The following is a 13,327-nucleotide window of genomic DNA, read 5'->3' as shown; positions in this document are numbered from 1 at the left end:
ACATTATCAAACTCAATAAAAAAAGGCACCCGTAGGTGCCTTCTTAATTCAGTTTAGATTAAAACTGATCTTCATTTAATGCTTGTGAGAACGCTTGGTCAACTTCAGAGAAGTCATTAACCAATTCGTGTTCAGCAGCTTCTGCTTCTTGACGACGACGCTCTAAGTGGTAAGCCAAACCTGTACCCGCTGGGATCAAGCGACCAACAACCACGTTTTCTTTTAGACCGCGTAAATCATCTTCTTTACCTGTTACAGCAGCTTCAGTTAACACACGTGTTGTTTCCTGGAACGATGCAGCAGAAATGAACGAGTCAGTAGAAAGTGAAGCTTTCGTGATACCCATCAATTGACGTTCAAACTTCGCAGGGAACTTGTTCTGAGCAAGTACTGCTTGGTTTTCTTGGACAACACGGATGTAATCCACTTGCTCGCCTTTGATGAAGCTTGTATCACCACCATCGATGATCTCAACTTTACGCAACATTTGACGTACGATGACTTCAATGTGCTTATCGTTGATTTTTACACCTTGGAGACGATATACGTCTTGAACTTCGTTCACGATGTAGTTGGTTAATGCCACTTCACCTTTCAAACGTAAGATGTCATGTGGATTTTGCGGACCATCAGAAATCGTTTCACCACGGTTAACATGCTCACCTTCAAACACGTTAATCGTACGCCACTTAGGAATTAACTCTTCGTAAATCTCTGAGCCATCATCCGGTGTGATCACCAAACGATTCTTACCTTTAGTTTCTTTACCAAAGCTTACAACACCTGAAACTTCTGCAAGAATCGCATGTTCTTTCGGCTTACGTGCTTCAAACAAGTCAGCTACACGTGGAAGACCACCGGTAATATCACGAGTACGTGAAGTTTCTTGAGGTACACGACCAATTACATCACCCACACCAATTGTTTCGCCATCTCGGACAGTCACAATTGTATTTTGTGGTAAGAAGTAGAACTGTTCACCACCATCAACTGTATCTAATACAATCGCTGGACGTAAGTCTTTACCAGAAGCTGGACGAGACGTTACAGGTAAAATTTCAACTGTCGTCATACCAGTTGCATCATCTGTTTTCGAGGTTGCAGTTACACCATCAGCGATTTGGCTGAAACGTGCTTTACCAGCAACTTCTGTTACCAATGGATGCGTATGCGGATCCCAAGTCGCTACAATACCGCCAGCTTCTACCGCACCACCATCTTTAATCAAGATTGAGGCACCGTAAGGAAGTTTATAGCGCTCACGCTCACGACCGATGTCATCAGTGATACCAATCTCACCAGAACGAGATACAGACACTAAGTGACCTTTAGCGTGTTGCACTGTCTTCACATTATGGAAACGGACAAAGCCTGCATTACGTACTTGAACACTGTTCGCAGCAGAAGTTCGGCTCGCAGCACCACCCACGTGGAATGTACGCATGGTTAACTGTGTACCTGGCTCACCAATTGATTGAGCAGCCATTACACCCACTGATTCACCTGGATTCACCAAGTGACCACGTGCAAGGTCACGACCATAACATTTCGCACATACACCAAAAGTAGATGCACAGTTTACTACTGAACGCACTTTAACTTCATCGACACCTTGCTCTTCTAGGTAGTTTGCAAGTTTCTCATCGATGAGTGTATTACGTGGCAGTACTACTTCATCAGAACCTGGTCGCTTCGCATCTTCAGCTAATACACGACCAAGCACACGAGTACCTAAGTTCTCGATAACATCACCACCTTGAATGAATGGCGTCATTACGAGACCGTCAAAAGTACCGCAATCTGGCTCAGTAATCACTAAGTCTTGCGCTACGTCTACAAGACGACGTGTCAAGTAACCCGAGTTCGCTGTCTTCAATGCTGTATCGGCCAAACCTTTACGCGCACCGTGTGTTGAAATGAAGTACTGAAGTACGGTCAAACCTTCACGGAAGTTCGCTTTAATTGGTGTCTCAATAATCGAGCCATCCGGTTTTGCCATCAAACCACGCATACCTGCAAGCTGACGAATCTGTGCTGCACTACCACGGGCACCAGAGTCAGACATCATGTAGATGGAGTTGAATGATTTTTGTTTCTCATCTTCGCCCTGTTTGTTCTTAACAGTCGTGTAAGACAAGTTATCCATCATCGCTTTCGCGACTTGGTCGTTTGTACGTGCCCAAATATCGACAACTTTGTTATAACGTTCACCGGCAGTTACGAAACCTTGTTCGAACTGTTGCTCAATTTCACGAACTTCAACTTCAGCTTTCTCGATGATTGAATACTTCGCAGGTGGAATCACCATGTCTTCCATACCAACAGACACGCCTGAACGTGTTGCTTGACGGAAACCGAGGTACATCAATTGGTCAGCAAAAATAACAGTATCTTTCAAACCAAGCTTACGGTAGCAAGAGTTGATCAATTTAGAGATGTTCTTTTTGGTCATCTCAACGTTGATTTGCTCGAAGCTTAAACCTTCTGGCACAACTTCCCAAAGTAAACAACGGCCTGGCGTTGTATCAACGATAATCGTTTGTTGCTCACGCTCACCATTTTCATTGATCACAGTTTGATGTACACGAGCTTTAACGCGAGCATGTAAATCAACTTGACCTGTTGCAAGCGCACGGTTTACTTCGTGAGTATCCGCGAACACCATGCCTTCACCTTTGGCATTGATTGCATCACGCGTGATGTAATACAAGCCTAAGACAACGTCTTGCGATGGAACGATGATTGGTTCACCGTTTGCTGGAGACAAGATGTTGTTCGTTGACATCATTAACGCACGAGCTTCTAATTGAGCTTCAAGTGTTAATGGAACGTGTACCGCCATTTGGTCACCATCGAAGTCGGCGTTGAACGCAGCACATACGAGTGGGTGTAGACGGATCGCTTTACCTTCGATCAATACAGGTTCAAATGCTTGAAGACCTAAACGGTGAAGTGTTGGCGCACGGTTCAACATCACTGGATGTTGACGAATCACAGATGCAAGAACGTCCCAAACTTCTGGAGTCTCACGCTCAACCATTTTCTTCGCAGCTTTAATGGTAGTTGCTTGGCCAGACGCTTGTAATTTCGCGAAAATAAACGGCTTGAATAACTCAAGTGCCATTTTCTTAGGAAGACCACATTGGTGAAGACGTAAAGTAGGACCTACAGTAATTACCGAACGACCAGAATAGTCAACACGCTTACCAAGTAAGTTCTGACGGAAACGACCTTGTTTACCTTTGATCATGTCTGCCAAAGATTTAAGAGGACGTTTGTTCGAACCAGTAATTGCACGACCACGACGACCGTTATCTAACAATGCATCTACAGACTCTTGTAACATACGTTTTTCGTTACGTACGATGATATCTGGAGCAGCTAGATCAAGAAGACGCTTTAAACGGTTGTTACGGTTAATCACACGACGATAAAGATCGTTCAAATCAGATGTCGCGAAACGACCACCTTCAAGTGGTACAAGCGGACGAAGATCTGGTGGAAGTACTGGAAGTACAGTCAACACCATCCATTCTGGTTTGTTATTCGACTCTTTGAACGCTTCCATTAACTTCAAACGCTTAGATGCTTTCTTAAGCTTCGTTTCAGAAGTTGTATTTGGAATTTCTTCACGTAAACGAGAAATCTCAGCTTCAAGATCGATGTCTTTCAACAAATCTTGAACTGCTTCAGCACCCATTTTCGCAGTGAATTCATCACCGTGCTCTTCTAATGCTGTGAAGTATTCTTCGTCATTCAGAAGTTGGTATTTCTCAAATGGCGTCATACCAGGATCTGTTACAACGTAAGATTCGAAATACAATACACGTTCGATATCACGTAGCGTCATGTCTAAAAGAAGACCGATACGGCTAGGCAGTGATTTTAAGAACCAAATGTGTGCAACTGGTGAAGCAAGCTCAATGTGACCCATACGCTCACGACGAACTTTCGCAGTTGTTACTTCAACGCCACATTTTTCACAAATGACGCCTTTGTATTTCATACGCTTGTATTTACCACACAAGCATTCGTAATCTTTTACTGGACCAAAAATTTTGGCACAGAATAAACCATCACGTTCAGGTTTGAACGTACGATAGTTAATTGTCTCTGGCTTTTTAACTTCACCATGAGACCATGACTTAATCATTTCTGGTGACGCAAGACCAATACGGATGCGATCAAACTCTACAGGAGCATGACCGTCTGAATCCGTCTTTTTGCGCATGATATCGAGCAAGTCTTTCAATTTTTTTCTCCGTGTGTTGTGGAGATTTTCACTTCACAACTGGGTCACAAATATTGTTTTTTAACTGAATTGGTAATCTCCCCTAACCCCTCTTTTTTAAAGAGGGGTTAGTCTCCCCCTTATCAAAGGGGGATTGAGGGGGATTTAGTCACCATTTTTCAGTTCAATGTTGATACCTAAAGAACGGATCTCTTTGGTCAATACGTTGAACGATTCAGGCATACCTGGGTCCATATAATGGTTACCATCTACAATGTTCTTATAGATACGGGTACGACCCTCAACGTCATCCGACTTCACAGTCAGCATTTCTTGAAGCGTATAAGCTGCGCCATATGCTTCGAGTGCCCAGACCTCCATCTCACCGAAACGCTGACCACCGAATTGTGCTTTACCACCAAGCGGCTGTTGCGTTACAAGCGAGTAAGAACCTGTAGAACGCGCATGCATCTTGTCATCAACCAAGTGGTTCAATTTCAACATGTACATGTAACCTACAGTTACAGGACGGTCAAAACGTTCACCAGTACGGCCATCATACAGTACTGTCTGACCAGTACGTGAAAGACCAGATAGTTCTAATAACTCTTTGATTTGACCTTCTTCGGCACCGTCAAATACTGGTGTTGCAAGTGGAACACCTTTACGGAGGTTGCCTGAAAGTGCCAAGATTTCATCATCAGTTAAGCTATCAAGATCTTCTTGCTCGCCACCAACTTTGTTGTAAATCTTGTCTAAGAATTCACGAAGTTCAAGTACAGTACGTTGTTCTTTCAACATTTGATCGATCTTGTCACCAAGACCTTTCGCAGCCATACCCAAGTGAGTTTCAAGAATCTGACCCACGTTCATACGTGAAGGTACACCTAGTGGGTTCAATACGATATCTACTGGAACACCATTCGCATCATGTGGCATGTCTTCAACTGGCAAGATGTTTGATACAACACCTTTGTTACCATGACGACCCGCCATCTTATCACCAGGCTGAATACGACGTTTTACTGCTAGGTAAACTTTAACAACTTTCAATACGCCAGTTGTTAACTCATCACCTGTAGAAAGCTTGCGTTTTTTCTCAGCGAATTTCTCATCGATTTCAAGACTCTTCTCTTTCAAGAATACTTGAATTTGAGTTAAACGCTCCGCGATGCCTTCATCTACTGGTTGGATATCAAGTAGATCAACAAGTTCTAGATTTGAAAGAACTTCATCAGTTAACTTATCGCCACGTTTTGTTGTACCGCCGCCATTAGACTCTTGACCATTCAACAAACGTACAACGCGCTCACGTGCAGCTTCTTCGAAGATTTTGTATTCTTCTTTCAAATCTTTACGGTATGCATCAAGTTGAGCTTTTTCAATCGCTTGAGCACGTTCGTCTTTCTCGATACCATCACGAGTAAACACTTGAACGTCGATGACTGTACCCTTCGTACCAGATGGAACACGAAGTGAAGAGTCTTTCACATCAGCTGCTTTTTCACCAAAGATTGCACGAAGCAATTTTTCTTCAGGAGTCAACTGCGTTTCGCCCTTAGGTGTTACTTTACCAACTAAAATGTCACCAGCAGTTACTTCAGCACCGATATAGACAATACCTGATTCATCAAGCTTAGAAAGTGCAGCCTCGCCTACGTTCGGAATATCAGCAGTAATTTCTTCAGAACCAAGTTTAGTATCACGCGCAACACAAGAGAGTTCTTGAATGTGAATAGACGTCAAACGATCTTCTTGAAGAACACGCTCAGATAATAAGATCGAGTCTTCGTAGTTATAACCGTTCCAAGTCATGAACGCGACACGCATGTTTTGACCAAGAGCCAATTCACCGCCATCAGTTGATGGACCATCAGCAAGTACATCACCACGACCAACTTTGTCGCCTAGGTTCACAAGCACTTTTTGGTTAATACATGTGTTTTGGTTTGAACGTGTGTATTTAATCAAGTTGTAGATATCTACACCTGCTTCACCCGCAACCATTTCATCTTCATTCACACGAATAACGACACGAGATGCATCTACGTATTCAATACGCCCGCCACGTTTCGCGATCACACACACGCCTGAATCATGCGCCACGTTCGCTTCCATACCTGTACCAACAAGAGGCTTGTCAGCAATCAGCGTAGGAACAGCCTGACGTTGCATGTTTGAACCCATCAATGCACGGTTCGCATCATCGTGTTCAAGGAATGGAATCAGTGACGCAGCCACAGAAACAACCTGCTGAGCAGATACGTCCATGTGCGTTACTTTTTCTGGCGGCATACGTACGAAGTCACCTTGGTGACGAACAGATACGAATTCTTCTGTTAAGTTGCCATCTTTATCCAATTGAGAATCGGCCTGTGCAATCACAGTACCTACTTCTTCAATTGCAGATAAATATTCAACTTCATCCGTTACACGACCATCAACAACTTTACGATATGGAGTTTCTAAGAAACCAAAGCTATTCGCTTTCGCATATACAGATAATGAGTTGATCAAACCAATGTTTGGACCTTCAGGCGTTTCAATTGGACAAACACGACCGTAGTGAGTCTGATGTACGTCACGTACTTCAAAGCCCGCACGTTCACGTGTTAAACCACCTGGACCTAATGCTGATACACGACGTTTGTGTGTAATTTCAGACAATGGGTTGTTTTGATCCATGAACTGAGATAACTGGCTTGAACCAAAGAATTCTTTGATTGCAGCCGCTACTGGTTTTGCATTGATCAAGTCTTGTGGAGACAAATTATCTGTCTCTGCTTGTGATAAACGCTCTTTCACAGCACGTTCAACACGAACTAGACCAACACGGAATTGGTTTTCAGTCATTTCGCCAACAGAACGTACGCGACGGTTACCTAGGTGGTCGATATCATCGACTTCACCTTTACCGTTACGGATTTCAACCAGCGTTTTTAATACGTCAATGATGTCATCGTTTGAAAGAATACCTTCAACTTCACGTGACTTCTGATCTGTACCCACTTCGTAAGGACGACCCAAACGACGGTTGAACTTCATACGACCAACTGGTGATAAGTCATAACGTTCAGAAGAGAAGAACAAGTTATTGAATAAGTTTTCTGCAGCTTCTTTCGTTGGTGGCTCACCTGGACGCATTACCTTGTAAATTTCTACAAGCGCTTCTTCACGACCAGAAGTCGTATCAGCACGTAATGAATCAGCTACGAATGAACCGCGATCGATGTCATTGGTATAAAGTACGTTAAATTGCTTAACGCCGCCTTCAGCGATTTTAACCATCACTTCATGGCTAAGAACCGTGTTTGCAGCAATCACATCACCATTGTGTAATGTAATATCTTCAGCAGTAATACGCTCATATAAATATTCATCAGGTACTGGAAGTTTAGTTAAGCCTGCAGCTTCCATTTGACGAACATGACGCGCATTAATACGTTTACCTTGCTCAACGATTGTCTTACCGTCATTGTCTGTGATATCAAATTGTGCCATCTCGCCACGCAGACGCTCTGGAACCAAGTCAATTTGATAGCTGCCCATGTCTAGATATACAGGAACCTTTTCATAGAACATGTCTAGAATTTGTTCGTTTGTATAGTTCAAGGCACGAAGAATCACAGTCGCAAGTAACTTACGACGACGGTCAATACGAACGTATACTAAATCTTTAGCATCAAACTCAAAGTCTAACCATGAACCACGGTAAGGAATGATACGTGCTGAATAAAGCACCTTACCACTTGAATGCGTCTTACCCTTGTCATGATCAAAGAACACACCAGGTGAACGATGTAATTGAGATACGATTACACGCTCAGTACCATTGATCACGAACGTACCATTCTGTGTCATAAGTGGCATTTCACCCATGTACACTTCTTGTTCACGTACGTCTTTAATTGATTTCGTTTCGCGATCTTTAATGATCAAACGAATTTTTACGCGCATTGGTGCCGCATAAGTTGAGCCACGAAGAATACATTCGCGAACGTCAAACTCTGGTTTACCAAGGCTATACTCAACGAATTCTAAAGCAGCATTCCCAGAATAACTTTCAATTGGAAAAACTGAACGAAATGCGGCTTGGAGACCGATATCTTCGCGGTTTTTTGGTGTTTTGCCATCTTGAAGGAACGTTCTGTACGAGTCGACTTGAATCGCGAGCAGGTACGGAGCATCCATCACTTGGGGCAATTTACCAAAATTCTTACGGATCCGTTTCTTTTCGGTATATGAGTATGCCATCTGGAGTCCTCGGAAAGTAAACTAAACCCGCCTGCAGAACGGGTCTAGAAGGAATTACGCAGGTCGATATGACCACCACTTTGTTCAAATGCTGCAATGTTCAGTGGTATTAAAACGCTTAACAATATTTTTAAACATGGAAAAATATTGGTAAGCGTTTGATTTTATTCAATTATAGTTAGTATTGATGATTTTTACACCAAGTTAACAAAAATCGAGCCGATAATTGTAACGCAAAAAGGCTGATGACCCAAGAGCCATCAGCCAATTTTTGGGGTCAAATTAATATTGACCCCATGGCGAAATTACTTAACAGTAACTTGAGCACCAGCTTCTTCAAGTTTCTTCTTAAGTTCTTCAGCTTCTTCTTTAGAAACACCTTCTTTAAGAAGAGCTGGAGCGCCTTCAACTAAATCTTTAGCTTCTTTAAGACCAAGACCAGTTGCTTCACGAACTGCTTTAATTACAGCAACTTTGTTAGCACCGAAAGAAGTCAACTCTACGTTGAATTCAGTTTGTTCTTCAGCAGCAGCAGCGCCAGCACCTGGAGCAGCAGCTACAGCTACAGCAGCAGCAGATACATTGAATTTCTCTTCAAAAGCAGAGATAAGTTCAACAAGTTCAAGAACAGTTTTTTCAGCAACTGCGTTTAAGATTTCTTCGTTAGTTAAAGCCATGAGAATAACTCCAAATGGATATTGAATGGTGTGGAAATTGATTTATTAAGCTTAAGCAGCTTCTGACTCGTTTTTCTCTTTGAGCGCAGTAATAAGGCGACCCAATTTCGAAATAGGAGCTTGAAGAACATTTGCAAGCATAGTAAGCGCTTTTTCTTGGTTCGGAAGGTTCGCGATTACGCTAACTTCAGCACCTTGATAAACCTTGCCATCGAATGCAGCAGCTTTAAGTTCAAATGCTTTATTAGTTTTAGCAAATTCTTCAAACAAACGAGCAGCTGCGCCCATGTCGTCTTCAGAAGTCGAGAAAGCTAAAATTGTTGGGCCAACAAGGTTGTCGTTCAAGATATCGAACTGAGTATCTTGAAGAGCACGTTTAGCTAAAGTATTACGCACGATACGTGTAGTAACACCTAGTTTACGAGCTTCAACACGAAGAGCAGTTAATTGCTCAACAGTTAAACCTTGGTAGTCAGCAACAACAGCAGTGAAAGCAGTAGAAGCAACAGCGTTAACTTCAGCTACGATCTGTTTTTTGTCTTCGATAAGAAGAGCCATTGTAAAACCTCCTAACGGTGATTTATGTACTCACGCGAAGTACACTCCCAGTTCGTTAACTCATCACTGAGTCAACACGCGGAGGATGAACTAAATCACACCACCGCGTCTACGCAGGCTGGAATATTAAGAGCGAAGCATAAAACTCCCCTCGCCTGAGGTCTTTGACGCTGATAAATTCTCATTTACCAATTCAAAGTTTGCCTAAGTTCGCAAGAAATCCAAAACCGGTATCTTGCGTAAGATTTGAAGCAGCGCTTCAAATCTTACTCAGGGCTTTAAAATTCTGTCTAAGTTAAACTTAGTTAGAAACGTTAGTTACATCAATAGTAAGACCAGGACCCATAGTTGAGCTTAAAGTGATCTTTTTGATATAAACACCTTTAGAAGTTGCAGGTTTTGCTTTCTTAAGGTCAGCTACAAGAGCTTCAACGTTTTGACGAACAGCTTCAGCAGTGAAACCTACTTGACCGATCGCAGCATGGATGATACCCGCTTTGTCTACACGGTAACGTGCTTGACCAGCTTTTGCATTTTTAACTGCAGTTGCTACGTCAGGAGTTACAGTACCCACTTTAGGGTTTGGCATTAAGCCACGTGGACCAAGGATTGTACCTAACTTACCTACAACGCGCATTGCATCTGGAGCAGCAATCACTACGTCAAAGTCAAGGTTACCCGCTTGAATGCTTTCAGCAAGGTCATCAAAACCAACTACGTCCGCGCCTTCAGCTTTAGCAGCTTCAGCAGCAGCGCCTTGAGCAAACACAGCTACACGTACAGTTTTACCAGTACCTGCAGGAAGTGTAGTCGCACCACGAACAACTTGGTCAGATTTACGAGGATCAACACCTAGATTTACAGCTACATCCAAAGATTCTTTGAATTTAGCAGCTGGAAGGCTAGAAAGTACTGCTACAGCTTCTTCCAAAGTATAAACTTTGTTCGCTTCTACAGCAGCTGCAATCGCTTTTTGACGTTTAGTTAATTTAGCCATGTCTTAAAGCTCCACTTCCAAGCCCATAGAACGTGCAGAACCAGCAATGGTACGTACACGCGCGTCTAAGTCAGCACCAGTTAAATCTGGTTCTTTAGTAGTCGCGATCTCTTCTAATTGAGCACGAGTCAACTTACCAACTTTAGTTTTGTTAGGTACAGCTGAACCCTTTTGGATACCAGCAGCTTTCTTAAGAAGAATAGCAGCAGGCGGAGTTTTCATGATAAATGTGAACGACTTGTCGTTGTACACAGTGATCACTACAGGAATCGGAAGACCAGCTTCAAGTTTTTGTGTAGCAGCATTGAATTCTTTACAGAATGCCATGATGTTTACACCACGTTGACCTAGTGCAGGACCGATTGGTGGAGATGGATTCGCTTTACCAGCTGGAACTTGCAGCTTGATATAGCCGTCAATCTTCTTAGCCATTTCAATTACCTCTGGGTACAAACGCCGATTAAGGCTCCCCAATATTTACAAGTAACGATACCGTTACAACAACAATGCCCGATTAATAAAATCGGGCGTTTTCAACCAATTCAGATTAAATTGTTTTTTCGACTTGGCGAAATTCCAATTCAACTTGAGTTGGTCGATTGAATACATTAATCGTCAACGTTAAGCGTGACTTTTCGTACTGAACTTCTTCCACCACACCTTTAAAGTCTGTGAATGGACCATCAGTAACCAATAATTCTTCACCTGGCTCGAACATTGTCTTAGGACGAGGTGCTTCGCCAGTATTGCGTACACGTGCAAGAATCGCGTCAGCTTCTTTTTGCGTAATTGGAGCAGGCTTTTCTGCCGTACCACCAATAAATCCGAGCACTTTTGGACATTCTTTAACAATGTGCCAAGTATCGTCATTCATTTCCATTTCAACTAACACATAGCCTGGAAAGAATTTACGCTCTGACTTACGTTTCTTACCATCCTTCATCTCTACCACTTCTTCAGTAGGAACAAGGACTTCACCAAAGCTATCGGCAACAGCGCTACGCTGGATTCGATCATTAAGCGAACGCATCACTTGTTTTTCATAACCTGAATAGGCATGAATAATGTACCAACGTTTCATAGCTCTTTTACCCGATAATAAACTTCATCAACCAACTAATAATGTAATCAAAACACCATAAACCAATAGCGGTGATTACAACAACAAGTAACACTTGCCATGATGCAGTTACTGTTTCTTGCTTTGTTGGCCAAATCACTCGACGCAGTTCAATGCGTGAGTCTTTCAACAAACGAACAAAGCCTTTGCCTTGATGGGTGGCGTATAATAAACCTAAAGCCACAACGATACAAGCCAAAATTACCCCAACACGCACCCAAATATTGTTTGCGGGAACCCAATATGCTGGAAGATGTTGATTTACCATAAGTGCACCAGCAAGTAATGCCAATGCAATAATCCATAAAATCACGTCAACTGGTGAACCAGATTTAACGACTTCAGCGGAATTGTTTCTTTGAGGAATTGGCGCGTCGCTTAATGCGTCACGCGATTTATCATTCGACATTTTTGTACTCGTCGTTGAATTCGCGACTTATTATATGACCAGTTTAGCCAGCATCAAGCTTTTTATCAAAAATAATTTGGCAGGCCAGGAGGGACTCGAACCCCCAACATTCGGTTTTGGAGACCGACGCTCTACCAATTGAACTACTGACCTATAACAAAACCGAGAATCGAAACTCTCGGTTTTCGTTTGTACTTCTATTATGCAGTTACTTTAGCAACAACACCAGCACCAACTGTACGACCACCTTCACGGATCGCAAAACGTAGACCTGGGTCCATTGCGATTGGGTGGATTAATTCTACTGACATTTCTACGTTGTCACCAGGCATAACCATTTCAACGCCTTCTTTTAATTGAATCGCGCCAGTTACGTCAGTTGTACGGAAGTAGAACTGTGGACGGTAACCGTTAAGGAATGGAGTGTGACGACCACCTTCTTCTTTAGAAAGTACGTATACTTCTGCATCGAATTTAGTGTGTGGCTTGATTGAACCTGGTTTAGAAAGTACTTGACCACGTTGTACGTCTTCACGCTTAGTACCACGTAATAAGATACCACAGTTCTCGCCCGCACGACCTTCGTCTAGAAGTTTACGGAACATTTCAACACCAGTTACTGTCGTTTTAACTGTGTCTTTGATACCTACGATTTCAACTTCTTCGCCTACTTTAACGATACCAGTTTCTACACGGCCAGTTACTACTGTACCACGACCAGAAATAGAGAATACGTCTTCGATTGGCATCAAGAATGCTTGGTCTACAGCACGTACTGGCTCTGGGATGTAAGTGTCAAGCGCTTCAACAAGAGCAACAACTGCATCTTCACCGAACTGACCAGCTTCACCGTTAAGTGCAGCAAGAGCAGAACCACGGATAACTGGAGTGTCATCACCTGGGAAGTCATAAGTAGAAAGAAGCTCACGAACTTCCATTTCAACTAGCTCAAGAAGCTCTTCGTCGTCTACAAGGTCACATTTGTTTAAAAATACAACGATGTATGGAACACCTACTTGGCGAGAAAGAAGGATGTGTTCACGAGTTTGTGGCATTGGACCATCAGTCGCAGCACATACAA

At 42.8% G+C, this 13,327-nt stretch carries 9 protein-coding genes and 1 tRNA gene; all 10 read right to left on the bottom strand.

Annotated elements, in window-relative coordinates; all coding sequences use genetic code 11:
- Nucleotides 1–58 precede the first annotated feature (58 nt).
- Complete coding sequence (gene rpoC, locus AC1M9M_RS08790) at nt 59–4,252, bottom strand: DNA-directed RNA polymerase subunit beta' (RefSeq protein ID WP_035265945.1); 4,194 nt, start codon at nt 4,250–4,252, stop codon at nt 59–61.
- 144 nt (nt 4,253–4,396) lie between these two features.
- Nucleotides 4,397–8,485 (bottom strand): DNA-directed RNA polymerase subunit beta, encoded by a 4,089-nt coding sequence (gene rpoB, locus AC1M9M_RS08785; RefSeq protein WP_481590119.1) that lies wholly within the window; start codon nt 8,483–8,485, stop codon nt 4,397–4,399.
- Nucleotides 8,486–8,790: 305 nt separating this feature from the next.
- The gene (gene rplL, locus AC1M9M_RS08780; protein ID WP_035265942.1) at nt 8,791–9,162 is read right to left on the bottom strand and encodes a 50S ribosomal protein L7/L12; all 372 of its coding nucleotides are present in this window, start codon (nt 9,160–9,162) and stop codon (nt 8,791–8,793) included.
- Nucleotides 9,163–9,213: 51 nt separating this feature from the next.
- Nucleotides 9,214–9,720, bottom strand: coding sequence for a 50S ribosomal protein L10 (gene rplJ, locus AC1M9M_RS08775; RefSeq protein ID WP_035265941.1), 507 nt, complete (start codon nt 9,718–9,720; stop codon nt 9,214–9,216).
- Nucleotides 9,721–10,021: 301 nt separating this feature from the next.
- The gene (gene rplA / locus AC1M9M_RS08770; RefSeq protein ID WP_035265940.1) at nt 10,022–10,717 is read right to left on the bottom strand and encodes a 50S ribosomal protein L1; all 696 of its coding nucleotides are present in this window, start codon (nt 10,715–10,717) and stop codon (nt 10,022–10,024) included.
- A 3-nt stretch (nt 10,718–10,720) separates the two neighbouring features.
- Nucleotides 10,721–11,149: a 50S ribosomal protein L11 gene (gene rplK / locus AC1M9M_RS08765; protein WP_004813566.1), complete on the bottom strand. Its 429-nt coding sequence runs from the start codon at nt 11,147–11,149 to the stop codon at nt 10,721–10,723.
- Between the two features lie 115 nt (nt 11,150–11,264).
- A complete protein-coding gene (gene nusG, locus AC1M9M_RS08760) occupies nt 11,265–11,798 on the bottom strand; it encodes a transcription termination/antitermination protein NusG (RefSeq protein ID WP_035265938.1) in 534 nt (177 codons plus the stop codon).
- Between the two features lie 7 nt (nt 11,799–11,805).
- Nucleotides 11,806–12,246, bottom strand: coding sequence for a preprotein translocase subunit SecE (gene secE / locus AC1M9M_RS08755; RefSeq protein WP_035265936.1), 441 nt, complete (start codon nt 12,244–12,246; stop codon nt 11,806–11,808).
- Nucleotides 12,247–12,323: 77 nt separating this feature from the next.
- Nucleotides 12,324–12,399, bottom strand: a tRNA-Trp gene (locus tag AC1M9M_RS08750).
- A gap of 47 nt (nt 12,400–12,446) precedes the next feature.
- A partial coding sequence (gene tuf, locus AC1M9M_RS08745; protein ID WP_481596146.1) for an elongation factor Tu occupies nt 12,447–13,327 on the bottom strand: 881 nt, incomplete at its 5' end.

The sequence above is a fragment of the Acinetobacter sp. ANC_7503 genome (assembly GCF_056780035.1).
This window is presented reverse-complemented; position numbering and strand designations above follow the sequence as displayed.